Origin of the sequence: Mesorhizobium sp. M1078, assembly GCF_040318615.1 — a bacterium.
GTDB lineage: Bacteria > Pseudomonadota > Alphaproteobacteria > Rhizobiales > Rhizobiaceae > Mesorhizobium.
In genome coordinates, this window is sequence record NZ_JAMYMP010000003.1 from 105,158 (window position 1) to 131,390 (window position 26,233).

Annotated in this window: 23 protein-coding genes; 5 read left to right on the plus strand and 18 right to left on the minus strand. The window is 63.6% G+C overall.

The genetic code is table 11. The annotated features are described in order from the left end of the window. Positions 1-14 precede the first annotated feature (14 nt). From NKH38_RS06885 to NKH38_RS06895, 3 genes are all read right to left on the minus strand, one after another. Positions 15-1,211, minus strand: a complete 1,197-nt coding sequence (locus tag NKH38_RS06885; RefSeq protein WP_352761842.1) for a PLP-dependent transferase — start codon at positions 1,209-1,211, stop codon at positions 15-17. Next, positions 1,208-1,942, minus strand: a complete 735-nt coding sequence (locus NKH38_RS06890) for a FadR/GntR family transcriptional regulator (RefSeq protein ID WP_023668124.1) — start codon at positions 1,940-1,942, stop codon at positions 1,208-1,210. Before NKH38_RS06890 ends, NKH38_RS06885 begins: the two co-directional genes overlap by 4 nt. Before the next feature lie 121 nt (positions 1,943-2,063). After that, a complete protein-coding gene (locus NKH38_RS06895) occupies positions 2,064-2,771 on the minus strand; it encodes a DJ-1/PfpI family protein (RefSeq protein WP_023729458.1) in 708 nt (235 codons plus the stop codon). A gap of 87 nt (positions 2,772-2,858) precedes the next feature. On the opposite strand from NKH38_RS06895, the gene NKH38_RS06900 reads away from it, so the two are divergent. Then, on the plus strand, positions 2,859-3,806 hold the full coding sequence (locus NKH38_RS06900) for a GlxA family transcriptional regulator (protein ID WP_023729459.1): 948 nt from the start codon (positions 2,859-2,861) through the stop codon (positions 3,804-3,806). A gap of 62 nt (positions 3,807-3,868) precedes the next feature. Here NKH38_RS06900 and NKH38_RS06905 read toward each other — a convergent pair whose 3' ends face one another. The 4 genes from NKH38_RS06905 to NKH38_RS06920 form a co-directional block, all read right to left on the minus strand. Continuing rightward, positions 3,869-4,648 (minus strand): SDR family oxidoreductase, encoded by a 780-nt coding sequence (locus NKH38_RS06905; protein WP_023729460.1) that lies wholly within the window; start codon positions 4,646-4,648, stop codon positions 3,869-3,871. A gap of 24 nt (positions 4,649-4,672) precedes the next feature. Next, positions 4,673-5,623, minus strand: coding sequence for an L-arabinose ABC transporter permease AraH (gene araH / locus NKH38_RS06910; protein ID WP_023729461.1), 951 nt, complete (start codon positions 5,621-5,623; stop codon positions 4,673-4,675). An 11-nt stretch (positions 5,624-5,634) separates the two neighbouring features. Next, entirely contained in the window at positions 5,635-7,146 is a 1,512-nt protein-coding gene (araG, locus tag NKH38_RS06915) for an L-arabinose ABC transporter ATP-binding protein AraG (RefSeq protein ID WP_352761841.1), read from the minus strand. Between the two features lie 70 nt (positions 7,147-7,216). Continuing rightward, positions 7,217-8,206, minus strand: a complete 990-nt coding sequence (locus tag NKH38_RS06920) for an arabinose ABC transporter substrate-binding protein (protein ID WP_023668118.1) — start codon at positions 8,204-8,206, stop codon at positions 7,217-7,219. A gap of 245 nt (positions 8,207-8,451) precedes the next feature. On the opposite strand from NKH38_RS06920, the gene NKH38_RS06925 reads away from it, so the two are divergent. Further along, the gene (locus NKH38_RS06925; protein ID WP_245259915.1) at positions 8,452-9,141 is read left to right on the plus strand and encodes a FadR/GntR family transcriptional regulator; all 690 of its coding nucleotides are present in this window, start codon (positions 8,452-8,454) and stop codon (positions 9,139-9,141) included. A gap of 7 nt (positions 9,142-9,148) precedes the next feature. Further along, positions 9,149-10,297, plus strand: coding sequence for a galactonate dehydratase (gene dgoD / locus NKH38_RS06930; protein ID WP_023668116.1), 1,149 nt, complete (start codon positions 9,149-9,151; stop codon positions 10,295-10,297). Positions 10,298-10,536: 239 nt separating this feature from the next. Here the strand turns inward: dgoD and NKH38_RS06935 are convergent, their stop codons facing one another. The 5 genes from NKH38_RS06935 to uxuA form a co-directional block, all read right to left on the minus strand. Next, the gene (locus NKH38_RS06935; RefSeq protein WP_352761840.1) at positions 10,537-12,189 is read right to left on the minus strand and encodes an FAD-binding dehydrogenase; all 1,653 of its coding nucleotides are present in this window, start codon (positions 12,187-12,189) and stop codon (positions 10,537-10,539) included. A 49-nt stretch (positions 12,190-12,238) separates the two neighbouring features. Continuing rightward, on the minus strand, positions 12,239-13,951 hold the full coding sequence (locus NKH38_RS06940; RefSeq protein WP_352761839.1) for an aldehyde dehydrogenase family protein: 1,713 nt from the start codon (positions 13,949-13,951) through the stop codon (positions 12,239-12,241). Positions 13,952-14,030: 79 nt separating this feature from the next. Beyond that, on the minus strand, positions 14,031-15,203 hold the full coding sequence (locus tag NKH38_RS06945) for an alanine racemase (protein WP_031193055.1): 1,173 nt from the start codon (positions 15,201-15,203) through the stop codon (positions 14,031-14,033). Continuing rightward, positions 15,200-16,489 carry a D-arabinono-1,4-lactone oxidase gene (locus NKH38_RS06950; protein WP_352761838.1) on the minus strand — a complete coding sequence of 430 codons (1,290 nt, stop codon included), beginning with the start codon at positions 16,487-16,489 and terminating at the stop codon, positions 15,200-15,202. The genes NKH38_RS06945 and NKH38_RS06950 overlap by 4 nt, the downstream gene beginning before the upstream one ends. A gap of 202 nt (positions 16,490-16,691) precedes the next feature. Next, positions 16,692-17,876, minus strand: coding sequence for a mannonate dehydratase (uxuA, locus tag NKH38_RS06955; RefSeq protein ID WP_352761837.1), 1,185 nt, complete (start codon positions 17,874-17,876; stop codon positions 16,692-16,694). An 83-nt stretch (positions 17,877-17,959) separates the two neighbouring features. Between uxuA and NKH38_RS06960 the strand changes: the two genes are divergently transcribed. Beyond that, the gene (locus NKH38_RS06960; protein WP_023729471.1) at positions 17,960-18,745 is read left to right on the plus strand and encodes an SDR family NAD(P)-dependent oxidoreductase; all 786 of its coding nucleotides are present in this window, start codon (positions 17,960-17,962) and stop codon (positions 18,743-18,745) included. A 49-nt stretch (positions 18,746-18,794) separates the two neighbouring features. Here the strand turns inward: NKH38_RS06960 and NKH38_RS06965 are convergent, their stop codons facing one another. Then, positions 18,795-19,631 carry an amidohydrolase family protein gene (locus tag NKH38_RS06965; protein WP_352761836.1) on the minus strand — a complete coding sequence of 279 codons (837 nt, stop codon included), beginning with the start codon at positions 19,629-19,631 and terminating at the stop codon, positions 18,795-18,797. Positions 19,632-19,700: 69 nt separating this feature from the next. After that, positions 19,701-21,230 (minus strand): MDR family MFS transporter, encoded by a 1,530-nt coding sequence (locus NKH38_RS06970; protein WP_031238080.1) that lies wholly within the window; start codon positions 21,228-21,230, stop codon positions 19,701-19,703. A 116-nt stretch (positions 21,231-21,346) separates the two neighbouring features. Between NKH38_RS06970 and NKH38_RS06975 the strand changes: the two genes are divergently transcribed. Next, complete coding sequence (locus NKH38_RS06975) at positions 21,347-21,985, plus strand: MarR family winged helix-turn-helix transcriptional regulator (protein WP_352761835.1); 639 nt, start codon at positions 21,347-21,349, stop codon at positions 21,983-21,985. A 74-nt stretch (positions 21,986-22,059) separates the two neighbouring features. On the opposite strand, the gene NKH38_RS06980 is transcribed toward NKH38_RS06975, so the two are convergent. The 4 genes from NKH38_RS06980 to NKH38_RS06995 are packed head-to-tail and all read right to left on the minus strand — an operon-like array spanning position 22,060 to position 26,226. Continuing rightward, a complete protein-coding gene (locus tag NKH38_RS06980; protein ID WP_352761834.1) occupies positions 22,060-23,262 on the minus strand; it encodes a mandelate racemase/muconate lactonizing enzyme family protein in 1,203 nt (400 codons plus the stop codon). Positions 23,263-23,270: 8 nt separating this feature from the next. Then, a complete protein-coding gene (locus tag NKH38_RS06985) occupies positions 23,271-23,597 on the minus strand; it encodes an NIPSNAP family protein (protein WP_352761833.1) in 327 nt (108 codons plus the stop codon). A 47-nt stretch (positions 23,598-23,644) separates the two neighbouring features. Continuing rightward, positions 23,645-25,003 (minus strand): mandelate racemase/muconate lactonizing enzyme family protein, encoded by a 1,359-nt coding sequence (locus tag NKH38_RS06990; protein WP_352761832.1) that lies wholly within the window; start codon positions 25,001-25,003, stop codon positions 23,645-23,647. 56 nt (positions 25,004-25,059) lie between these two features. Beyond that, positions 25,060-26,226, minus strand: coding sequence for a mandelate racemase/muconate lactonizing enzyme family protein (locus tag NKH38_RS06995; protein ID WP_352761831.1), 1,167 nt, complete (start codon positions 26,224-26,226; stop codon positions 25,060-25,062). Positions 26,227-26,233 lie beyond the last annotated feature (7 nt).

Here is a 26,233-nt window from a genome sequence, read left to right on the forward strand (position 1 = left end):
CATTTTGAACCCAGTCATTTTTTTGCTTTGTCGAAGGCCTGGCCGATGTCGGCCCAGAGGTCTTCGACGCTTTCCAATCCGACATTGAAGCGGATGGTTCGGGGGCTGACGCCGAAGCGCGCCATCGAATTGAGACCCGGTGTCTGCTCGAGCGAGGCCTTTGCCGGCACGACCAGGCTTTCATGACCGCCCCAGCTGACGCCGATGCGGAAAAATTTCAGCGCATCGACGAAAGCGGGAATGTCGACATCCTCCGTCACCTCGAAGGAGAACAGCCCGGCATAGCCGGCAAGCGTCTTCTTGCCGGGATGGTTGGAATAGGCGGGATGATTGACCCGCTCGACCTTGTCATGCGCCTTCAAGCGCTCGGCGATGATGAGCCCGCTCTTCATGTGATGCGGCAGTCTCAGCGGCAGCGTGCGCAGGCCGCGCAACAGCAGCCAGCCCTCGAAGGGCGACAGCTTTGCGCCGAGCTGCGAATAGGTCTGGTCGTTGATATGCTTGATGTGAGCGGCCGAGCCAGCCACCACGCCGGCGACGGTGTCGCTGTGACCGCCGAGATATTTCGAGGCGGAATGCAGCACCAGATCGACGCCGTGCAGGATCGGCTTCTGGAACACCGGCGTGGCCCAGGAATTGTCGATGGTGGTGACGATGCCCTGCTCTTTCGCCAGCCGCGTCAGATGCTCGAGATCCTGCAGCTCGAACATCATCGAGGTCGGGCTTTCCAGATAGAGCAGTTTCGCACCGGGAAGTGCCGCGGCCACCGCATCCGGATCGGAGCCGTCGACATAGTCGACCTTGATATGCAGGCGCGGGAACAACCGCTCGAACAGTCGGTAGGCGTCGCCATAGCAGTTGCGTACCGCAAGGATGCGTTCGCCTGCGCCGACGAAAGCCAGCAACGTCGCGCTGATTGCAGCCATGCCGCTCGAAAAACCACGTGCGGCTTCAGCACCTTCAAGCGCTGCGACGCGTGACTCGAATTCCATCACTGTCGGGTTGTCGCCGCGCGAATAGATCGGCTGCTTCCTGCGCCCGGCAAAGGTATCGGCCATGTCGGCATAGCTGGCGAAGGTGAACAGCGAGGTCTGGTAGATCGGCGGCACCACCGCATTGCCGGGGAACGGGTCGTCATGCGCCAGAAGCGTCGTCGCCTCGGCGAGATAGTCGCTGCCGGAAATGCCTGGGTCGAAGCTGTGCTCGTTCATGTGCGGACCGAAAGTTTGAGGTTGGCGGCGCCGCGCTTCAAATCGTCCTCGACCGTGGCGATCAGCTTCAGCGCTTCGGCCCGGGCGCCTTCCGGATCGTGCGCGGCGATGCAGTCGAACATGGTGCGGTGGTAGGGAAAGCTTGCGTGGCCGAAATCGCGCACGCCGAGCGGATGTTCCCAGAAGCGGTGGAACAGTTCGTGCATGGCGGCGATAATCTGCTCGAACAGCGGATTGCCGCAGGCGCGGTAGATCGCCTGATGGAATTCCCAGTCCTCTTCCGACGACATGCCGGCGCGGCTGAGAAACTCTTCCTCCATGATGTCGAGCTTGCGCTCGATCTCGGCGAGGTCGTCCTTGTCGGCACGAATGGCGCAAAGGGCGGCGGCTTCCGCTTCCAGCGCGCGGCGGATTTCCAGCGTGCGCATCAGGCCGGTGAAATCATTGCCGCCGGCAAGCGTCAGCGGCATGTGCAGCATGTCGAGCGAGACGGCGGCCTTGAGATACGTGCCCGAGCCCTGCCGGCGCTCGACCAGGCCAAGCCCTTCCCAGCGCGTCAGCGCCTCGCGCACCGTGTTGCGGCTTACCTTGAGCCGCTCGGCGAGGATGCGTTCGGTCGGCAGCCTCTCACCGGGTTCCAGCTTCTCGCGCATGACGAAGCCGGCCAACGCCTTCAGCACCGCGTCGTCGCGGGCCGTCGTCTGGATCGGCGGAAGGCTGAATTCGGTCACCGGCGCTATTAACGAAGTGGTTCAATGGTCCAACCAATTTCTGCACAGACGAAGGGACCTGTCAACAGTGGAAACGCAGCGAGGCCGAAGGGCCAGGGGATGCACCTTCGGCCTTGCTGCTTCAGCCGGGGATGCGCGCCGGCGCAGCGGCGGCGCGAGCCTCGCGCCAGCGAGCGAAGATTGCCTCGCGAACCCGCCTCGAACCAGAGAGGCGCTTTTTTGCCTGCGCCAGCACCGCAGGCGACGCCTCGGCGGGCGTGCCGGACCGAAAGGGAGGAGCCGGGGCGTATTCGAGCGAGAGCTGCACGATCTCGGCCTCCTCCTGTCCAAGCAGCCTCGCAACCAGCGCCAGGCCGAAGTCGATCCCGGAAGTGACGCCGCCGGCGGTGATGAGCCTGCCGTCCTCGACAATCCGCTCATCGACGGGGATCGCTCCGAACTCTTCCAGGAAATCATGCGCATACCAGTGCGTTGTCGCCCGTTTGCCCCTAAGCAGCCCGGCCGCCCCAAGCACCAGGGCACCGCTGCAAACGGAGGTGATGTAGCGCACCTGCCCCGCGCGCTCCCACACGAAATCGAGGACTGTCTGGTCTTCCAGCAACGCGTTGACCCCGCCCCCGCCCGGAATGCACAGCACGTCGAGAGGCCGGCAATCGTCGAAGGTCGCGGTTGGCGTCAGCGAGAGGCGCGTCGATGACGTCACCGGGTTGCGATCCTTCCAGATCAGTTCCACCTCGGCATCCTTGGCCGATGCCAAGACTTCGTATGGGCCGGTGAGATCGAGCTGCTGGACGTCAGGGAATACGAGGATGCCGAAACGCAGGGGCATGGAAATCTCCTTGGGTTGACTTCAGGCAATCTACGGCATCATGGTTTGGCACGATTGCCATTCACCCCTCGTTTCAGGCCAAACCCGATGCGCCGTATCGAAGTGCTTGCCTATCCCGACATCCAGCTCCTCGACGTCAGCGGACCGCTCCAGGTCTTTGCCAGCGCCAACGACTTCAAGAGGCAGGCGGGCGCGCCGGCCCCCTACGAGGTCGTGGTCGTCGCCGCCTCGCCCCGGATAAGGACCTCGGCCGGTCTGGTGCTGGAGGCCACGGCGCTGCCAACCCACGGAGGTAAGATCGACACGCTGCTTGTCCCCGGCGGATGGGGCGTCAACGCGGCCTGCGACGATCCCGTGCTGGTCCAGTGGATCGCCGGTCGCTCGCGCGATGCCACCCGAACCGCTTCCGTCTGCAGCGGCGCCATGCTGCTGGCGACGGCTGGCCTGCTCGACGGCCGCCGCGCGGTGACCCATTGGGGACGCTGCGCGGAGTTCGCCCGGCGCTTTCCCGCGGTCCGGCTCGAACCCGATCCGATCTTCATCCGCGACGGCAATGTCTGGACATCCGCCGGCGTAACGTCGGGGATCGATCTCGCCCTCTCGCTCGTCGAGGCCGACCTTGGCCGGCACACGGCGCTCGGCGTGGCGCGCGAGTTGGTGGTTTTCCTGAAACGTCCCGGTGGCCAGGCGCAATTCAGCCAGACCCTCAAGCTGCAGCAAGGCGACGGGCGCTTCGACCGGCTGCATGGCTGGATCCTCGAAAATCTCGCCGGCGACCTGTCGCTGGCGCGGTTGGCCGACCACGCCAATATGAGCCCGCGCAGCTTCTCGCGGCGCTATCACGAGGCCACAGGCCGAACTCCCGCCCGCGCGATCGAGGAGATCCGGATTGAGGCGGCGCGGCGGATGCTGGAGCGTGGCCAGCCCGTCAACCAGACGGCACGACGCTGCGGTTTCGGCTCGGAAGAAACCATGCGGCGCGGCTTTCTGCGCGTGCTGGGCACCAACCCGCGCGCCTATCGCGAGCGTTTCTGATCGCGACGGCTTGCGCCATTAAGCCGGCGGTCGACGCCGTAGAAATAGAGCCTCTCCAGCGTTCAGGCGGGATGCTGTAGCTGGCTGAGCCCGCCATCGACGACGAGGGTCGCCGCGTTCATGAACGGGCACTCCTCAGAAATCATGAACACAGCGGCCAGCGCGATCTCGCGCGCCGAGGCGATGCGGCCGCCGGGATGCAGCGCCAGCGTCCTGGCGCGCGCCGCAACCGGATCGGCAAAACTGTTCCAATAGTCGGTCGCCTTCTGCGTCTCGACATAACCGGGCGCCAGCGCGTTCACGCGCACGCCCTGCCCGGCATATTCCAGCGCCAGCGATTTGGTCAGCCCAAGCAGCGCGTGCTTGGCCACGGGATAGGGGAAGGTATGAGGGATGATGGTGAAGCTGTGCGTCGAGGCGATGTTGAGGATCGCGCCACCGCCATTTGCGATCATTGCCGGCAGCACCGCCTTGGCGCAGTTCCAGGCGCCCTTGACGTTGACGTCGAAATTGCGGTTCCACTCCTCCTCGGTCGCCTCGAGCGGCGTCGAGAACACATTCATCCCGGCATTGTTGATCAGCGCGTTGATCGGCCCGATCGCGTCGGTCGCTTGACTGACCGCAGCGGCAATCGCGGCCCCGCCGCTGATGTCGGCTGAGACATGCCCGACATGGCCCTGCGGCGCTGCTAGGCCGGCGACCGTTTTGTCCAGCAGCGCGCCGTCGCGATCAACCAGGAACAGCTTTGCCCCTTCGGCCAGGCAGGCCTCGGCGATGGCAAGCCCGATGCCTTGCGCGGCGCCGGTGAGGAAGATGCGTTTGCCGGACAGGCGCTCAGCCATGGCTGTCACTCCACTGCAAGATGGTCAGCGCCGGCCCAGTGCCGACGAACGCAGATTGTCGAGCAAAACGGCAAGCAGCAGGATCACGCCGCGCACAATGTATTGGTAGAAGGCTGCGATGTTGAGCAGGTTCATGGCGTTTTCGGCGATGCCCATGATCAGCACGCCGACGATGACGCCCGACATGGTGGCGCGGCCGCCGGCAAGCGAGACGCCGCCGAGCACGCAGGCCGAGATGACCGAGAGTTCAAGCCCCACCGCCGCATTGGGCTGGCCCGACGTGATGCGCGAGGCCAAAAGGATGCCGGCGATGCCGCAAACCACGCCTTGCAGCGCAAAGATCCAGATGCGCGTCCAGTCGACATTGACGCCGGCCAGGCGCGAAGCCTCCGGGTTGCCGCCGATGGCCAGCGTGTTCTTGCCGAAGACGGTACGATTGAGGACAAAACCGAAGATGCAAAACAGCACGGCCAGGACCCAGACCGGCGTCGGAATGCCGAACAGCTTCGACAGCGCCAGTTGGTAGAAATCCGGGCTGTTGATGCCTACGGCGCGGCCGTCCGATGCGATCAGCGCAAGGCCGCGCACGATCTGCATGGTGGCAAGCGTCGTGATCAGTGCGTTGATGCGGAACTTGGCGATGACGACGCCGTTGATGAAGCCGACGAAGGCGCCGCAGGCGATTGCCGCAAGAAGCCCGAGGATGATCGATCCGGTATAGTTCGACGCCATCACCGCGACCATGCCGGCGAAAGCAACGATCGAACCGACCGAGAGGTCGAAGTCGCGCGCGGCGAGGCAGAACATCATCGTGCAGGCGACGATGCCGACGGTGACCACCGATTGCAGCAGGCCGAGCATGTTGCGGTCGGTCAGAAAATTCGGCACCAGCAGCGACACCAGCGCGAAGGCGACGATGAAGATCACGACGAGGCCCTGTTCGCCGAGCAGGATCTTCTTCAACTGATCGGTCATGGCAAAGATCCTCAGGATGCGATCGCGTCGGGGGTTTTCTGATCGGGAAGAGCGGCGGCCAGGATCGCTTTTTCGGCGAACTGGTCGCGCGCGAGTTCAGCGCTGATGCGCCCGCCGCACATCACCAGGATGCGGTCGCAAATGCCCATCACTTCCGGCAGTTCGGACGAGACGACGACGATCGCCATGCCGTCTTCGGCAAGCTGGTAGAGCAGTTCGTAGATTTCCGCTTTGGCGCCGACATCGATACCGCGTGTCGGCTCGTCGACGATAAGCACGCGCACGCCCTGCTCCGACAGCCAGCGGCCGAGAATGACCTTCTGCTGGTTGCCACCGGAGAGGTTGATGATGTCCTGCTTGCGCGACGGCGTGCGCACCTTGAGCTTCTTGATGAAGGTCTCGGCGGTGGCGATCTCGCTAGCGCGGTTCAAGATTCCGAAGCGTGTGTGATGACGCCGCGACGAGATGTTGATGTTCTCCTCGATCGAGCGGCCCTGGATGATGCCGTCATGCTTGCGGTCTTCCGAGCACAAAACGATCCCGGCGCGGATCGCGTCATGCGGATCGGTGGCATGCACGACCTTGCCATCAACGGTAATGGTGCCACCTGAGCGCGGGTCGGCGCCGAACACCAGCCGCATCAGTTCCGAGCGCCCCGCGCCGATCAGGCCGAAGAAGCCGACGATCTCGCCCGCCCTCGCCTCGAAGCTGGCGGGCGTCGTCAGTTTTACTCCGCAAACAGCGTCGACCTTCAGCCGGACATCGCCGGCCGGGCGTGGGCGAAACCCCCAGATATCGGAGATTTCGCGGCCGACCATTTCGGCGACGACCTGGTCGCGTGTGACGTTGCTCAGCGACGCATGGTGCGCCGCGAGCTTGCCGTCGCGCAGCACGGTCAGGCTGCCGCAGAGGCGGAACACTTCGTCCAGCCGGTGCGAGACATAGATGATGACCTTGCCCTCGCCGCGCAGGCGGTCGATCAGGGCAAACAGGATTTCGCTTTCGCGCGACGACAATGACGAGGTCGGCTCGTCCAGAGCGATGACGCGCGCGTCGAGCATGATCGCCTTGGCGATCTCGACCATCTGGCGCTCGCCGATCGACAGCGTCTTGACCTTGCGGCTGATATCGATGTCGATGCCGGCTGATTTCAGCTTGGCGCCAACATCGTCCAGCATCCTGGCACGGGCGATGATGCCGGCGTTGGCGGGGAAGCGGCCGAGGCTGAGGTTTTCGGCAACAGTGAGCTCAGGAACCAGCTGCAGTTCCTGGTGGATGACGATGACGCCATTGTCGAAGGCATCTCGCGTCGTTGCATAGGCTTGCATCTTGCCGTCGATGAGGATCTCGCCGTCATCGGCATGCTGGTCGCCGGACAGGATCTTGATCAGCGTGGATTTGCCGGCGCCGTTCTCGCCCATCAGGCCGTGCACGGCGCCCTTGTCGACGCCGAACGAGACGTCCGACAGCGCCTTGACGCCCGGATAGGTCTTGGTGATTTCCGAGAAGTCGAGAAAGGACATGGGGCGCCTATCCTTTTGCCATGCCAAACAGGCGGCGACTGTGAGCCGCCGCCTGTTTGTACAGGGAGGATTATTCGATGCCGAGACCCTTGCGGACCGTCTGGTAGTCGTCGCGCTTGGCCAGCGCACCGGCGGTCAGGATGAGCTTCTCGGGTTCCTTGTTGTTGGCGACCCAGTCATACATGTTGAGCGCAGTCTCGTAGCCGTGACGCTTCGGCGAGATGATCACCGTGCCGACGAAGCCGGTGGCGGTCGGCTTCTTGAACTCGTTGATCGCCGAATCCGCGCCGCCAATGCCGACGCCGATCACGTTTTCGGCCGGGATGCCGACGCTTTCGGAAGCGCGCACGGCGCCGAGAACGGCTTCGTCGTTGAGGCCGAAGGAGACCCACTTCTTGATGTCGGCATGGGCGTTGAGTACCACCGTCGCCGCATTGAGCGCAGCCTCGGTATCGGTCTTGGCCTGCGGCGCGTCAAAGATGTTTTCGGCCTTGAAGCCGTTGGCCTTCAGCACCGAAATGGCGCCTTCGACCCGGTCGACGGCGGTCGGCAACTGATCATAGGAGACGCGGATGGCGCCGACCTCGTCGGCCTTCCAGCCGCGCGCCTTCATTTCGTCGACGATCGCCTGGCCGACGGCCTCGCCGATCTTGGTCGCCGAAATGCCCATATGCGGCACGTCTTCCAGCGCCTTCCCGTCTGCGCCGACCAGACGGTCATCAACCGTCATCAGCTTGAGATTGTTGGCGGCGGCCTTGGCGACGATGCCGGGGCCGAGCTTCACATCAGGCGTGCAGACGATGAAGCCTTGCGCGCCCTGCGCGCCGAGATTGTCGATCGCCGACATCAGCTTCTCACCGTCCTCGGCGCCGATCTTGACCAGGGTAAAACCCTTCTCCTTGGCGGCCTGGTCGGCGAACTTCCATTCGTCCTGGAACCACGGCTCCTCGGGCTGTTTGACGATAAAACCTATCTTGGTGTCCTGAGCATATGCAGCGATGGTCGTGACGGACAGCACGGCAAGGGCGCCCGCGACGAGCGCGGTCTTCAGAAGTCGCATGATTACCTCCCAGCGATGGCCGGGCGCTCAGCCCGGATGCAGAGTCTCTAATTCTTTTTATCATACTCGTCAATTGATCTGGTATGATAATTGAGCTACATGCTCTGACCAGGGATCGTTGGCGCAAATCATGCGCATCCGGTAAGGCCGGGGACGTGAGATCAGTGGTTTCGCCGCCTTGGAGGAGGGCTGAGGTGACCGAAACTTCGAAGAAGGCATCAGGCGACACCCGCCGCCCGCGCGTCATGCCCGATGTGACCAAGGCGCTTGCCTCAGACATCTTTTCCGGACGCTATCCCGCCGGCTCGTCCCTGCCGACCGAAAACGAACTCGGCGTCGAATATGGCGTCAGCCGCACCGTCATCCGCGAGGCGCTGAAGGTGCTGGCCGCCAAGGGGCTGGTGCTGTCGCGACCGCGCATCGGCACGGTTGTATGTGAACAGGACAACTGGAACATCATCGACCCGCAGGTGCTGGCCTGGCACGCGCCGCATGCGCTGGACGACAAATTGTTCGACGCCATCCTCGAAACGCGCCGCGCCATCGAACCTCTGGTAGCTGAACTGGCGGCGACTCGTGCGACGCTGCAGGAGATCGCCGATCTCGAAGCCGCCTGGCGCGGCATGGCCAATGCCGGCGAGGATCTCGCCGCCTTCTCGCGCTCGGACATCACCTTCCACCAGATCGTCTATGCCGCGAGCCACAACCCGATCTTCCGCCAGATCGGCAATCTGATCGACACCGGGCTGAAATTCTCGCTTGAAGCAACGGCGACCATTTCGCTCGCCCGGCGCATGGAAGCAGTGGCGGCGCACCGCGAGGTGGTGGAGGCACTGCGCATGCGCGATGCCGCGGCGGCGCGTGCGGCGGCAGGCCGGATCCTCGACCTTGCGGCGCGCGACCTGGTCAGCGCCAAGAAACTCAAGAACAACTGAGACCAGCATGAAAATCATCTCGCTCACCACCTACATCGTCCCGCCGCGCTGGCTGTTCCTGAAGATCGAGACCGATGCCGGCGTCACCGGCTGGGGCGAGCCTGTCGTCGAAGGCCGTGCGCTGACGGTCGAGGCAGCGGTCAAGGAACTTGGCGATTATCTGATCGGCAAGGACCCGCGCCTCATTGAGGACCATTGGACGGTGATGCATCGCGGCGGCTTCTACCGCGGCGGGCCGATCCTGATGAGCGCCATTGCCGGAATCGACCAGGCGCTGTGGGACATCAAGGGCAAGGCGCTCGGCGTGCCTGTGCATGAACTGCTCGGCGGCAAGTTGCGCGACAGCATCAAGGTCTATTCCTGGATCGGCGGCGACCGGCCGGCGGAAGTGGCTGCTGGCGCCAGGGAGGTCGTTTCGCGCGGTTTCCAGGCGCTGAAGATGAATGGCACCGAGGAACTGCAGATCGTCGACAGCCATGACAGAATAGATGCGGCTGTCGAACGAGTCGCCATGGTGCGCGAGGCCGTTGGGTCCAACATTGGCATCGCCGTCGATTTCCACGGCCGCGTCCACCGGCCGATGGCGCGCATGCTGGTCAAGGAGTTGGAACCCTACCGGCTGATGTTCATCGAGGAGCCGGTGCTCAGCGAAAATCGCGAGGCGCTGAAGGAGATCGCAGCCCTGGGCTCGACGCCGATCGCGCTCGGCGAGCGGCTTTACAGCCGCTGGGATTTCAAGTCGGTGTTCGAACAAGGCGCCGTCGACATCATCCAGCCGGACCTGTCGCATGCCGGGGGCATCACCGAATGCCGCAAGATCGCGGCGATGGCCGAGGCCTATGACATTGCGGTGGCGCCCCACTGCCCGCTCGGGCCGATCGCGCTTGCCGCCTGCCTGCAGCTCGATGCCGTCAGCTACAACTGCTTCATCCAGGAACAGAGCCTCGGCATCCACTACAACGCCGCAAACGATTTGCTCGATTATGCCGCCAACAAGGACGTCTTTCGCTACGAGGATGGCTATGTCGCAATCCCCGATGGTCCCGGCCTCGGCGTCGAGATCGACGAGGACTACGTCAAGGAAAGGGCCAAGGAAGGCCACCGTTGGCGCAACCCGGTCTGGCGTCACAAGGACGGCTCCTTCGCCGAGTGGTAGCCCGGCCGACCTTGCGGCCAGGCCTTCAGGACCTCGAGCTCAATTTCGCGGTGGCGCCAGCGTAACGCAGGCCTCTGATGTGCCGCAGCGCCGAGCACCAGCGCATGGGAACCGTCGGCGCCGGCAAGCCGCAACTGGCTGACCGCCTGGGTTGCGGCAAGCGATCGAAAGCAGTCGCTATCCATGGAACATGGCGGATGTCCTGTTCTCATCGACCTTTTCTTGGCCCGCCAGCCGCGTCACCTGCCCGCGGCGTGCCGGCCTGCGTTCCTGCCGGAGAAGATGCAGCTGCCGAGAAATGTCCCTTCCAGCGCATTGTAGCCGTGATAGCCGCCGCCACCGCCGCCGGCCACCTCGCCTGCCGCATAGAGCCCGGCAATGGGTTCGCCATTGCCGTCGAGAACCTGCGAATTGAGATTGGTGTGCAGGCCGCCAAGCGTTTTGCGCGTCAGGATGTTGAGGCGCACCGCGATCAGCGGCCCGTGCCTGGGATCGAGTATCTTGTGCGGCTTGGTCACCCGGAAGATCTTGTCGCCAATGTAGTTGCGGGCGCCGCGGACGGCTGTGACCTGCGCATCCTTGGTATAGGCATGGTCGACCTCGCGATCGCGCGCCACGATCTGCGCCTTGAGCCGGTCGTAGTCGAGCAGATTGTCGCCTGACAGCGCGTTCATGCCGGCGACCAAGTCGGCCAGGTTGTCGCGGACGACGAAGTCCTCGCCCTTTTCCAGGAACGCTGCCACCGATGGTGGCGCCTTGCCGCCGCGCCGGTTCTTCAGCACGGCCCGCCAATCCTTGGCCGTAAAGTCTAGGTTTTGCTCCGAACCCGACAGCACGAACTCCTTCGAAGCGATCGTCTTGCTCAGCACGAACCAGGAATAATCGTGTCCCGTCGACAGGATACGCTTCAAGGTGCCGAGCGAATCGAAGCTCGGGAAGAACGGCGCCTCCATGCGTTGTCCCAGAGCATCGAACCATAGCGGCGACGGCGCCGACAGGATGCGGATGCCGTGGTTCGGCCAGATCGGATTCCAGTTCTTGATCCCCTCGACATAGTGCCACATGCGGTCGGCGTTGATGACGGCCCCGCCGGCGTCCTGGGTGATCGCCACCATGCGGCCGTCGACATGGTGCGGCACGCCGGCAACCATACTCTTCGGCGCTGGCCCCAGCCGCCGGACCGGCCAGACCTTGCGAACCAACTCATGATTGCCGCCGATGCCGCCGGAGGTGACGATCACGACACCGGCCGAAAGGTCGAAATCGCCGACGGCCGTGCGGCTCGACTGCTTGCCGCGCTCGACATCGGATGCCTCCAGGATTTCGCCCGCGACGCCGGTGACCGCGCCGTTGGTCTTGATCAGCCGGCTGACCTGATGACGGAATTTCAAAGTGATCAGCCCTTTGGCGACGTGCTCGCGCACGCGCCTTTCGAACGGCGCGACCACGCCCGGCCCAGTGCCCCATGTCAGGTGGAAGCGCGGCACTGAATTGCCGTGGCCATTGGCCAGCGCGCCGCCGCGCTCGGCCCAGCCGACCACCGGCCACCAGCGCATGCCCATGGCGTAGAGCCACGGCCGCATCTCGCCGGCGGCGAAATCGACATAGGCTTCCGCCACTTTCCTTGGCCAATGGTCCTCAGGCCGGTCGAACTGGGCAGAACCCAGCCAATCCTGCCAGGCGAGGTCGCGGCTGTCCTTGATGCGCAGGCGGCGCTGCTCGGGCGTGTTGACCAAAAACAGGCCGCCGAGCGACCAGAATGCCTGGCCGCCGAGAAAACCGCCACCCTCTTGCTCGACGATGATCACGCGCTTTCCGGCATCGCCGAGTTCCGCGGCTGCGGCCAGGCCGGCCAGCCCGCCGCCAACGATGATTGCGTCCGCGTCAGCCATTGTCGTAGCTCCTGTGCCGGCTTTTGTTTTCGAGATCGGATGCTCGTTGCTAGCCGCGCAGCGCGTTCCAGATGATGCGCGGCAGCTTCAGGAGGCTCGGCTGGTAGTTGAACTCGGTGATCAGGCGGCCGACCATGTGTGCCCTTTTGTGGGTCAGGAACCAGGCCGGCTTCGGCATGATGCGGAACGGCGCTTCGAGCACGCTGCGTTCCGGTCTGTCGAACAAATAGGTGTTGTGGACGACGCCGATGCCGCTCTGCACGTCGTCGAGCGTGTGGCCAGGGAAAGCACCCCAGGTCGGGCGCAGCAGCGCGAACAGAACGCCGCTCCAGGAATTGATGCCGATGCCGCCATAGCGCAGTTCGGCAATGATTTCCTCGAAGCGCTGCCGGCCGATCTCGGCGATCGTCCTGGGATGGATGAGGATGTTGGCGGCAAGCGTGCCGTGCAGCTTTTCATTGGCGTAGGCGACAGCGGCGCGCAGATAGGATTCCGCATTGCCCGCCGGCAGCCGCATGACGCTGAGCGCCGGCGCGAACACCTCGGCATTTTCGAGATAGGTATCCGTGCCCGGCCGGAACGGCACCACCACGCAGGCCGGCCCGCCGGGCCGCTCGAATTTCTGTACGCTGTCGGCATGCGCCTCGAAGGCGGCGAGGCGCTCGGTCGCGCCGGGATAATAGGCCGGGCGCGACGGGGCTTTCTGCATCACCTTTTCGAGGGCCGCCAGAAGCGCGTCGGATTTGTCCCAGCGTTCGGGCAACACGAGCATTTGGCAGGCGATACAGTTGAAACCGGAATTGTTGAGCTTCTGTGTGGCGATCAGTTCGGCATGGTAGGCGATGTCGGCATTCGACCATGGGCCGGGCACCACGATGGTCGGCGCCACGCCGCCAAGCTCAGAGGTGATACGCCGGCTGTTGCGCGGCGTGCCCGCCGCCTTGTTCTTGCGGCCCTCCTCGCCGGGACCCCAGACGATCGCGTCATGCGAGGCGGCGGCACCGGTGATGTGGATGTCGTCAACGAGATCGTGGTTGCACAGATACGCACCGACATCGGTGCCGCCGCGCACGATGCGCAGCGCGCCGAATTCGATCAGCGGCCGCAGCGCCGGCCGCAGGAAATCAACGAGGTAATCATTGACCGGGTTCATCTTGAGCAGGACGACCTGATGTTCGACGAGCAGCTTGTGCAGGCAGTCGAGCGGCGCGATCGAGGCGACGTTGCCGGCGCCGAGCACGAGGCCGATCTTGCCCTTGCGGCTGGTGCGCGGCGCGTCATAGGCCGAGGCGGTGTTTGCGGCGAGGTTCGCCTTGGTCACGCCGGGCTGCATCCAGATCTCGGCCTTCAGCCCGGTGAACAGCACCTTGTCCCAGAGCGAATTCGGAACCACCGTCACAGCCACCTGTCCGTTGGGCAAGGTGCGAACCGGCAGATTGTCAAGGAACTTCTTGCCCTCCATCAGGCTCAGCGTGTGGATGAACTGGTTGCAGCCATCCATCAGCGCCGCCGGGCCAGCCAGCCATTCCTCACCTTCCAGCGGCGAGCCGGTCGGGATGCCCTTCTTGCGCGTCGCGGTTTTGACCCACGCCTCGGCGACCTCGCGGATGTGATCCTTGACCTGCCGCAGCAAGGCGATCCGCTCGCCATTCGAGGTCTGCGCCCAGTCGTCCTTCCTGGCGTCGAGATCGGTGAGCGCGAGGTCGAGTTCGGCTGCCCATTCAGGCTGCACGGGCTGGGTTTTGACTGCCTTGGCAACCATCCTATCCTCCTCCACTTCGATCTCTTTGTTTGACGCAATTCCTGTGGGAAAACCGCTTCACACTTTTCCTGGAATTGCTCTACGAAAACGGCAGTGCGGCCCATTGCTCGACGAATTTCCCGCCGGAATAGACCTGGATCGAACCGAACTGCTGTAGCACGAATTCGCTCTGCGTCGGACGCAGGAAGGCGTAGTCGTCAGGCCCGACATTCACGTTGTCGGGCAGCGCCATGAATTGCTGATTGGTCGAAAAGCCGAACGTCTTGTCGGTCTTCATCCCCACGGGATGGACGGGCTTCGCCATCCATTTTCCGCCATAGAGAAAACAGCCGCGCCGCGGCAACAGCCCGAGCTTCTGCAGCAGCCAGGAGCGCTGGTCGAGGCCCGGCGCCTGGACATCGACCACTTTCAGGATCGGCGTCGCGATGAATGCGGCAGGCCGCAATTGGCTGAGGCTCGGCACATCGAAATCGGTCGGCAGCATAAAAGCCGATCCGATGGACAATTCATTGGCGCCGACCCAGCTGTCATAGAGCAATGCGGTGCTGCTGCCGCCAAGATTGAGGATCTTGCGCTGGTCGGCGGCAAGGCAAGCGACATACTGGCGAAACAGGCTGATCGCCTTGACGCGCGCCTTGGCCGGTCCTCCCAGCAGTTTGGGGATATGGCCGATATGCGCCTCGTAGGCCATGACGCCTTCGCATTTCAGCCGCGGGTAATTCGCCAACGCGGAAACTGCCCGGGCCAGTGAGTCGGGATCGCTGATACCGCCGCGATGAAGGCCGACATCGACCTCGAAGCAAACGCGCAGCTCGCGGTCGAGCTCGGCGGCAAGCGAGCCATAGGCGGCCAGCCGCTCCTCGGTATCGATCAGCCAGACGATGCGCGACGTAGCTTCGCCGAGCCCGGCGAGAACGCCCTTCGTCAGCGCGTGCCTGGCGCCGGCAACCGGCATCGGCTTGCCCAACAGGAGATCGACTTGGGGAAACACTTTCAGCATCTCGGCGCTGATCGGCAGATGAAAGGTCATCAGCCTGTCGGTCGCAAACGCCGCGCGGATATAGTCGATCAGCGGCAGGCATGGCAGCGACTTGTCGACGAGGCGCAGATCGAGGCCCGTGGCGAACTTCGCCTTGATCGCAGCGATGTTGTGATCGAGCCGGTCGAGATCGAGCACCAGGCAAGGCTGAAAGATCCCGGCTGCCCTGAGCGCGCCCGACATTTCCGCGAAATAGGTGTCGGTCAGGCTCATGCCGCGACGCCGAGCAGCCTGGCAATATAGGGCGACACGAAGCGGTTGTCCGGGTCCATCTCGCGGCGGACCGCCATCGCATCGTTCCAGCGCGGATAGAGCGCGCTCAATTCCCTTGATGTCAGGCTGTGCATCTTGCCCCAATGCGGGCGGCCGCCGCGCTTCCTGAAGATCGGCTCGGCGGCGTTGAAGAACGCCATCGGATCGCGCTCGACGCCGTGATGGATGGCGATGGAACAGGTTGGGCGCTTGTAGAAGGGGCTGAGCCAGACATTGTCGGGCGCGACGACGCGCACCTCCATCGGAAAATAGACCTCTGGAAACCGCGTCTCGAGCAGCGCAATGATTTCGCTGAGTGCGGCCGCCCCTTCCTCGAACGGCAGGTGGTATTCCATCTCGTTGAACTTGACGTTGCGCTCGGAGGTGAAGACCTTCAGCCACTCCTCGATATAATCCTCGGCCGGCACCTTGGCGAAGGCCGAGCCGATGAGACGGCGGCGCAGCCAAGGGAGCCAGCTGAGATAGTCGCGCAGTTTTCTCAGCGTCGTCACCGCATCGTCGTCTTCCGTCGGCGGACGCACCGTCGCCGGCGCCTCGGTGATGTCGCTGGCAATCAGCAGCGCCTGGCCCGAAAACGGCACGTAGTAGAACTCGGCCGAACGATGCGCCGTCATGGTGCTTTCGAATTGCGCAAGCACATCGGCGATCGGCGCCGTCCAGCGGCGGTGCCGCATCCGGTAGCTCGCCACGTTGCGGATCGTCACTTCGGTGACGGCGCCGAAAGCGCCGAGCGAAGCGCCCATGGCTTCGATCATGTCGGGGCTCTTGGCACGGTCGAACTCTTTCAGCGCGCCACGCCCGTCGACGATCTGCATCGCCTCGAGCTGGGTGTGGTACGCGCCAAGTCTGATGCCCGAGCCGTGCGTGGCGGTGCCGAGCGCCCCGCCGAACGCCTGCTTGTCGATGTCGCCCATGTTCGGCAGCGCCTGGCCGACGCCGTGCAACAGCTTTGCCAGCGCGCCGATCTTGGTGCCGGCGCCGACCCGCGCCGTCAGTTTTTCGGGATCGTGCGACCTCAGGCCCTCGAAGCGGTCGAGCGACAGGATGGTGCCGTCATTCTTGACCAGCGGCGTAAAGGAATGGCCCGTGCCAGCAAATCGAACTGGTCCCGGCGCGTTGCGAATGGCACCACTCAGCTCATCGAGACTCTGCGGTTCGGCAAAAGCCTGCGGCGTGGCCGTGACATAGCCCGACCAATTGCTCCACTGGCTGATAGCCTCTCCCACGATCGCCTCCCCGGGACGCCGGCTTTGCCGGTCTTTCTCCTAGCGCTAGATAATATGATACATACTCAGCTTTTCGGATATGATACATTGTCAGCTTTCTGTCAACCTGGCAATCGGAGGTGTCTTGCGTCCGCGCCGGCCGCATTATCTACAGCGACGCACGCTGAGCCGGCGTCGGCATTGAACGCAGTTCGTTGCCCCTTCAAGCCAGCCCAAACGTTTCCACGGCCCGCATGATGCCGCGCAATTCGGCCAAGCCCTTCAGGCGGCCGATCAGCGAGTAGCCGGGATTGATCCTTGTCTTGCCGATATCGTCGGCGAGCAGGTGGCCATGGTCCGGCCGCATCGGGATTTGCCAGTCGGCGCGGCCCTCCTTGCGGCGGCGCGCCTCCTCCTGGATCAGCGCCAGGATGACATGCGCCATGTCGGTGCCGCCTTCGAGATGCTCGGCCTCGTAGAACGAGCCGTCATCCTCGATGGTGATGTTGCGCAGATGGGCGAAGTGGATGCGGTCGGCGAATTCCTTGACCATGGCGACGATGTCGTTGTCGGCGCGCGTGCCGTAGGACCCGGTGCAGAACGTCAGCCCATTGGCCTGGCTGTCGACGGCATTGAGAATGAAACGCGCATCCTCGGCGGTCGAAACGACGCGCGGCAGGCCGTAGAGCGAAAACGGCGGATCGTCGGGGTGGATACACATGCGCACCCCCTCCTCTTCCGCCACCGGAATGATCTCGCGCAGGAACCACGCGAGGTTGCCGCGCAACTCCTTCGGCCCGATCCCGTCATAGTCCGCAAGCGCCTCGCGAAAACTGTCGCGGTCATACTTGCGCTCTGTAGCCGGCAGGCCGGCGATCAGATTGCGCTCGATCTGGTCGATCTTCTCGGGCGGCAATTCCTTCAGCCGCGCTTCCGCCTGCGCAATACGCGCCGGCGTGTAGCTGTCAGCACCGTTCTTGCGCTTCAGCACGAACAGATCGTAGGCGGCGAAATCAACGGCATCAAAACGCAGGGCGTAGCCTGTCGTCGGCAGACGGTAGGCTAGATCGGTGCGGGTCCAGTCCACCACCGGCATGAAATTGTAGCAGATCGTGGCGATGCCGGCCTTGGCCAGCGCGCGGATCGAATCGCGGTAATAGCCGGCATAGCGCTCGCGTTCCTGCGCGCCGATCTTGAAGGAATTGTGGACCGGAATGCTCTCGACGACCGACCAGGTCAGTCCTGCTTCCTGGATAATGCGCCTGCGCTCCAGCACTTCGGCCTCAGGCCACGCCCGGCCGTCATAGATATGGTGGAGCGCCGAGACCACGCCGGTGGCGCCCGCCTGCTTGACATGATCGAGCGTCACCGGATCATCGGGCCCATACCAGCGCCAGCATTGTTCCATTTTCGGCTTTCCTTCTGCGAGAGGTTGGCAACTTATTGTTGGACCTCGATGGGAGTCGATAGAAAATGGAAGAGTTTTTAGAAATGATGGATTTCGACGGCAAGGTCGCCCTGGTGACGGGGACGACCGGCATTGGCCTGGCAACCGCCAGACGCCTTGCGGCCGGTGGCGCCGCAATCATCGCCTGCGGCATCGACCGCAGCGCCAATGCGGCGATGAAAGCGCAACTGGAAAGCGCTGGAGCTGCGGTGCTGGTCATCGAAACCGATGTGTCCATCTCCGACCAGGTGCGCGACGCGGTGGCGGCTGGCGTCGCAAGGTTCGGCGGCCTTGATGTCATCGTCAATTCAGCCGCCGTCCATCCCTATGGCACCGCGACGACGACCGACTGGGAAACCTGGAACCGAACGATGACGGTCAATGTCGGCTCGATCTACCTGACCGCGCATTTCGGCATCCCGGAAATGATCAAGCGCGGAGGCGGCGCCATCGTCAATGTCGCCTCGGTGCAGGGCTTTGCCTGCCAGCAGAACGTTGCCGCCTATGCCACGACCAAAGGGGCCATCCACACGCTGACGCGCTCGCTGGCGCTCGACTATGCGGCATCAGGCGTTCGGGTGAATTCGGTCAGCCCGGGCTCGATCCGCACGCCAATCCTGGAGAAGGCCGCGCGTGGCGGCAATGGCAGCGATGCCGATGTCGAAGAGGCCTACAAGCGCTTCGGCGCGGCGCATCCGCTCGGCCGTATCGGCGAACCGGAGGAAGTGGCGGAACTCATCGCCTTCCTGTGCTCGTCGAAGGCCGGTTTCTGCACCGGCGCGGACTACAGGATCGATGGCGGCCTGACGGCAGGTATCGGCGTGAAGTAGCGCTATGATGGCGTTCTGCGCGCTTGCAGGCAATCGGTGTCCGACCGCGCTACAGCTTCCACATCCGCTTGGCATTGCCCGACAGCAGTTTCGTCCTCTCCTCAGGGCTGGCTCCCGCAATCAGCGCATGCGTCGCCGCCACCCAGGTCGCAAGGCCACCGCCAAGCGTGCACACCGGCCAGTCGCTGCCCCACACGACGCGGTCCCAGCCGAAGCAGCCGATCGTGTGCTCGACATAGGGGCGCAAGGTCTCGACAATCCATGAGCCGGCATCGGCATAGGCGACGATGCCGGAGATCTTGCCGATGACATTGGGACGCCGCGCGATCTCGGTCATATGCTCGCGCCACGGATGTTCCGCACTGGCCTTGATGTCGGGCACGCCGCAATGGTCGAGCACGAACTGCACATCCGGCGCCAGATCGGCGAGCGCAACCGCCCTTGGAATCTGATGCGGCAGGACGACGAGGTCGAAGGTCAGGCCTGTGCCGGCAAGCCGCTTGATGTTTTCGCGAAACAGCGCGCTGTCCGAAAGCTCGTCCGGCATGACGTGCAGCACGCGACGGAACCCCTTGACGAAGGGATCGGCCTGCTGGCGCTCGAGATAGGCGGCGAAACCGGCCTCCTCCGGGCGGCAGGAGGCGATCGCCCCGCGCAACAGACTGCCCTTCTCCAGCGACTGCGCCTTCACATGGCTGGTCTCGGCCTGGATGTCGGCTTCATCGACGTCGACCTCCATATGCAGCGCGGCCTCGATGCCGGCCCGGCGGGCCTGGATCGCATATTCTGCGTGCGGGAAATCGCGGTTGAGCGCCGGCTCGCGGCTGAGCCAGGGATAGCGCAGCGCCGACAGGTCGATCAGGTGCAGATGAGTGTCGATGATCATGGCTGTCCTCCTCGGTGATTTCAGATCATCGCCAAATGCCTAAACCCAGCGCATGACACAAGCTTTGGCTCAGGCCCGCTTCGGGATCTCTTTGTCCTCGAGCAGCAGCGTCAGCCCCATGGCGACGAAATAGAGCGCCGCCACCCAGATGAACATCACGTTGAAGCCACTGGAGTAATGGTCGAGCACCACTTCGCGGATCGCGCCCGGCAGGCTCGATGCGAGGTGCGGCGTCAACCCGTTCAGGCCACCCGGCAGCAGGGCGGCGGCGTCTGCAGGAAGCTCGGCTGTCTGCCGGTTCAGCGCCCAGATCATCACCGCGCCGTTCAGCGCCAGTCCGAGCGATGCTCCGAGCGTCCGCGCCTGCGTGATCAGCGACGTCACCGCGCCGATATCCTGCAGGGGTGCCGCCGCCTGGATCGCCACAATCAGCACCTGGAACTGCAGGCCCATGCTGATGCCGAACACTGCCATCATCGTCGCCAATACCCAGATCGGCGTATGCTGGTTGGTGAGGACGAAGCCCAGCATCAGAAACCCGCCAATAGCCATGGCGACCACCGGCATCCATTTGTAGCGTCCGGTTGCCGCGATCACCCGCCCGGCGACGATCGAAATGACCATGGACGTGAGCGACGCCGGCAGGAACAGGAAGCCTACCTCGGCCGGGCTCAGGCCCGTCAGCGTCTGCATGTAGAGGGCAAAATAGAAGAACATGCCCAGCGTCACCGTTCCGGCGACCAGCGACACGCCCGAGACGATGCTGACCGTCGAATTGCCGAACAGCCGCAGAGGTACGATCGGCTCTTCGGCCCGCCGCTCGACCATGACGAACAAGGTGATGGCGACTAGTGCCAGCAGCGGCAGCGCGAAGGTGATGAGGTCCGGTCCGCTGGGGTCGAGCACGTGGTAGCCCCAATAAACGATCGCCGTCGTGCCGGTGGCGAGCAGCACGCCGCCGAGATAGTCGATGCGGTGCCGCTTTTCGTTGAACCGGCTGCGCATGGCGAAGGCCAGCACCGCCAGCACGATGATCCCTATCGGCAAATTGACCAGGAACACCCAACGCCAGCCGAACAGGCTGGTGATGTAGCCGCCGGCCAGCGGGCCGAGCACCGACGACAGCGCGAACACCGCCGAACTGTAGCCCTGGTATTTCGCGCGGTCGCGCGGCGAAAACAGTTCGCCGATCATGGCGAAGGCGGAGACCATCAGGCCGCCACCGCCGATGCCTTGCAGCACGCGCGCGGCGATCAGGCTCTCCATCGACCATGCCATGCCGCAGACCAGCGAGCCCAGCAGGAACAGGCCGATCGCCGTCAGCACGACATTCTTGCGGCCATACATGTCGCCAAGCTTGCCGTAGAATGGCGAGACCGCGGCGGTCGAGAGCAGGTAGGCGGCACCGACCCAGCCGAACAGATGCAGATTGCCGAGTTCGCCCGCAATGGTAGGCAAGGCGGTGACGACGATCTGCATGTCGATGGTGGCCATGAACATGGCGATCAGCGCGCCGAAATAGACGATCAATGTCGTCAGATCGGGCCTGACTTGGGCCTCAACGGGCCGCGCGTCCGGCAGCGTCTGCTCGACAGTCATCGGTGTCTCCGTAACTTGGGGCGCGATTTATGTGCCCACAGCCGAGAGGTGTCAACCAGATATGTGCGCTCAGCATATAATTGACATCAGCATATATTCTTGCTAACGCGCTATGGATGAGCAGCAACGCATCCAGCAGTCCGGACCGATTTCCATCCCTGTTCCAGACGCGCGGCGATCGGGACCTCGCCGGTCTGGCGCGCGGCAGCGGCCTGTCCGAACCGGCGGCCGAGGCCGTGGCCGCCATCGATGCGGTAATGAGCAAGGTGCGCCGCTCGATCCAGCGCCGCGACTTCGGCCGCATGATCCTGGCGCGCGTAGACCCTTCGCTGGAAGTGAGCCATCTCGATGCGATCAGCGCCATCGCGAACAATCCGGTTTTCAGCGCTACCCAGCAGGATGAGGTGAGGGTTGGCGTCATCGCCGAGCGCCTCGAGATCGATCCGTCGCGCGCCAGCCGCATCGCGGCCGACCTCGTCGAACGCGGCTATGCCTGCCGTGTCGCATCGCAACGCGATGCCCGCCGCATCTGCCTCAAACTCACCGCCAAGGGTGAGCGCCTCGTGGCGGCGGTGCGCCAGACCAAATGGCGGATTTTCGCCGGATCGCTGGCACAGTGGGATGAGCAGGACCTAGTAAGGTTCGCCACCTTGCTGGAACGCTTCGCCGGTTGGGCCATGGACGAAGCCGGGATGAAAAGATCCGCCGAGGCCGTCAAGCAGTTGATGGACGAGATGCTGCCCGAAACGAAATAGGCGGCACGGCGTGGACGCTCACCCATGTGTGCGAGCCGTTCGATAGCCCTTGACGCTCAGGTCGCCTCGGTTCGTTATCGGCCGAAGAAACCGGCGTCCTCTTCCGCCAGGTATTTCTTCGCCGCCTTGGCATCGATGTCGAGGCCGAGTCCCGGCGCTTCGAGCAGGTCGATCATGGAGTCCTTCACGATCTGCCCCTTGGGCAGGCCGATGACGATGTCCTCCCACCAGGGGTCGGAGGCGCTGGGATATTCGAAGGCGATGTAGTTGGCCGGCAGCGTGGCGCAGACATTGATCAGCGCGCCGAGGCCCAGCAGACCGTTCGCCGTGCCGTGCGGCGCCATCATGATCGAGTGCATATAGGCATGCTCGGCCACCCATTTGAGCTCGGCGATGCCGCCGATATCGGCGGGGTCCGGACCGATGACGCGCACCGCCTGTGTTTCGATCAGTTCCTTGAAATTATGGCGCAGATAAATCTGTTCGCCCGTATGGATCGGGGTGGACGTCGATGTGGTGAGTTCGCGGTAGGCTTGCGGGTTGACCCATGGCACGTAGTCGCCGGTCAGCATGTCCTCCAGCCACATCAGATTGTGTTTTTCCACCGCCTGAGCGAAGCGGATGGCGTCCGGCAGGAACCAGCCGGGGCCGCAATCCAGCGCCAGCGAGACCTTGTCGCCGAGCACCTCCTTCATGGCGATGACGCATTCGATCATATGCGCCATGCCGCGCTCGCTGATCTGCCCCTGGTCCATCGCGCCGTGATAGGTCGGCGGCTGACGCACGCCGTAGTGGAAGTCGGGGACGCTGGTCTTCATGTTGGAATGAAAGCTGATGCCTTGCTTGACCATGAAGAAGTTTTCCGGCCGCTCCATCATCCATTTGACGTCGGCCGCGTAATCCTCCGGCCTGTCGCCGGTGCGCTTCTTGCGGATGGAACCGTTATAGACCCGCACCTTGTCGCGCACCTTGCCGCCGAGCAGCTTGTAGACCGGAACGCCTGCCGCCTTGCCGGCGATGTCCCACAGAGCATGCTCGATAGCGCTGACGGCGGCGCCGTAGGGCTTGAACGAGCCGCGCTGGCGGATTTTCAACATCACGCGTTCGACATCGGTCGGGTCCTCGCCGATCAGCGCGTCGCGGAAATGCAGCACCCAGGGCTTGAGATAAGACTTGGTGTACTCAACCTCGCCGAGGCCATGGAGGCCTTCGTCGGTGACGATGCGCACGATGGGATGCTTGCCGATGACGGCGCACCTGAGATCGGTGATCTTCATGATGTCCTCTATTTCACCGACGAGAAGGCGGTTGGCGCGAGAAACTGGCTGGAAATATTGGCCAGGATCGGGCCATCGCGCTCGGACTCGTCGCGGGCCTCGAGCCATGCCGGATCGGTGATGAAGGCCTTCCATTTCACTTCGCGCTCGGCAAGGGATTCCCAGGCGATGAAATAGGTCAGTCGATTGCTGCTTTCGCCGACCACCGTGGTGAAGAACCCGGCCTGGCGAATGCCATGTCTATCCCACAGCGCCAAGGTATGGTCGTTGAAACGCCTGAGCAGCGCCGGCAGCTGGCCCGGCACGCAGTCGTAAATGCGAAGTTCGTAGATCATGGTCCATCCTTCTGTTCACCTCTCCCTCCGAGGAGAGAAGTGTAGAGTCAGCTCCAGGTGCGGTCCCAGGAGTATTCGTCGTCCCAGTGATCGGTCGGTTGCCAGATGCCGGTGACGCCGGGCTGCAGGTGCTGGCTGATCACTTCGTCGACGATGTCGTCGATGCCCAGACCAGGCTTGTCGGGCACGGTGATGAAGCCGTCCTTGACCAGCGGCTTGGGCAGGCCGGTGACGATATCGTCCCACCAGTCGACTTCGACGCTGTGATATTCGAGCGCCATGAAGTTTTCCGTCGCCACCGCGACATGCGCGGCGGCCATTGCCGCGATCGGGCTTTCCGCCATGTGAATGGCCATGGCGACGCCATGCTCCTGCGCCGCGTCGCCGATCTTCTTGGTCTCGAGAATGCCGCCGGTGGTCAGCAGATCCGGATGGATGACCGAGATGCCGGCGTTGAGCAGCGGCTCGAAGCCTTCCTTGAGGTAGATGTCCTCACCCGTGCAGATCGGCACCGAGGTCGCCTGCTGCAACTGCCGATACTGCTCGGTGTACTGCCAGGGGATCACGTCCTCGAGCCAGGCCGGTGCGTATTTCTCGATCCGCCGGGCGAGACGGATGCCGTCCTGCAGCGAGATGTGGCCGACATGGTCGATGGCGAGCGGGACCTCGTAGCCGATCACCTCGCGGACCTCGTGGATATATTGATCGAGCAGGTCGAGGCCCTTTTCGGTGAAATGGAGGCCGGTGAAGGGATGCGGCACGTTCTGCGCATCATAGGCGGCGTTGCGCGCCCGGCGCTCGTCCAGCGTGCGTGCCGGGCCGCGAGCGGCATGGCTGCGGAAACCGTCGAGCACGCCGGCCGGCGCCACCACTGCGCCCGGGATATGGGAGATCTGCGCCAGGCCGAGGTCCATCTTGAGGAAGGTGAAACCGAGATCCATCCGCGCCTTGAGCCGCTTTCCGGTCTCGGTGCCGCTGGGCTTGTCCGCGTCGGTGTCGCAATAGACACGCACCTTGTCGCGAAACCGCCCGCCCAGCATCTGGTAGATCGGCACGCCATACGCCTTGCCGGCGAGGTCCCAAAGCGCGATCTCGATTGCCGAGACACCGCCACCTTGCCGCCCGTGGCCGCCAAATTGCTTGATGCGGCGGAACAGCCGGTCGACGTCACAGGGATTTTCGCCCAGCAACCGGCTCTTCAGCATCAGCGCATAGGTCGCGCTGGCGCCGTCGCGCACTTCGCCCAGGCCGATAATGCCTTGATTGGTATAGATCTTGATCAGCGCCGAGGTGAACGGCGCGCCGACGATCTCGGCGACGCGCAGATCGGTGATGCGAAGGTCGCTCGGCCTGGAGTTCGTATTTACCCGATTGAGCGCCTCGCCGGCGCTACCCGTCTTTGCCATGGCTTATCCTCGTTCTGATTGGTGGCGCCCCGCACCCCCGGCCTGCATAAGCGTTGCTAGCCAAGCTCTATCTCGTGGGCCTGCAGATAGTCTCGGTTCATCTCGACACCGAGACCCGGCTTCGACGCCAGCTTGAGGCTGCCGTTCGAGACATCGAGTGGCTCGTCGATGAGGTGATTATATTTGTCCAGGTTCCACTCCGACGTTTCGAGCTTGTAGAAGTTGGGAACCGTCATCATCACCTGCGCTCCCGCAACCACGTTGATCGGTCCCGCGGCGTCATGGGGCGAGACCGGGATGTAGTAGGCTTCGCACAGCGCGGAAATCTTCTTCAGTTCGGTAATGCCGCCGGTCCAGGTAACGTCCGGCATGATGTAGTCCGCAAGCCTGTTCTCGAGCACCGGCACGAAATCCCACTTGGTGTGGCCGCGCTCGCCCCACGAGATGGCGGCGCTGACCTTCTCACGCACCTGCTTGAGGGCATTGAGGCTCTCGGGCGGGCAAGGCTCCTCGAACCAGTCGATCTGGCCGGCTTCCTCGAGGCTTCGGCAGAGGCGAATGGCGGTGGGGACGTCGAAGCGGCCATGCGCGTCGATCAGAATGTCGACATCGGGCCCCGCCGTTTCGCGGATCAGAGCCGTCAGTTCGGCGGCCTCGCGCTCGTCCTTCCGGGTCATGCTGCCATCGAGGTAGCCGTCCCGCTGTTCGCGCGCCACGCTATCGGCGGTGCGACCCTGGTGGGGGAAAGGATCGAACTTCAGTCCGGTGTGTCCGGATTCGACAATGTCTCGAATTTCGCGAACCACAGCCTCCTTGCTGGTAAACCTGGCCTGGTTGGGATGGGTGTAGAGCGCGATTTCATCGCGTACCGGTCCGCCCAGCAGCTCGTAGATCGGCTTGCCGAGAACTTTGCCGCGAATGTCCCAGAGCGCTATGTCGATAGCGCTCACGCATTCGACCGCGGCGCCGCGGCTGCCCATATAGGTGAAGCTGCGGAAAATCTTGTGCCAGAGATGCTCGATGCGCGCCGGATCCTCGCCTGTGACGGCAACACCGATCTGCCGCAGGATCGTGCAGAGCGCGCGGTTGGCGAGCCTTGTGGTGGTGGTGATTTCCCCCCAGCCGCTCACCCCTTCGTCGGTCGTCACCTCGACAAACAGGAACTCTCCCCAATAGGAAGCATCGGACTTGATCAGCCACGGCCGAACGCTCGTGATTTTCATCTCTCAA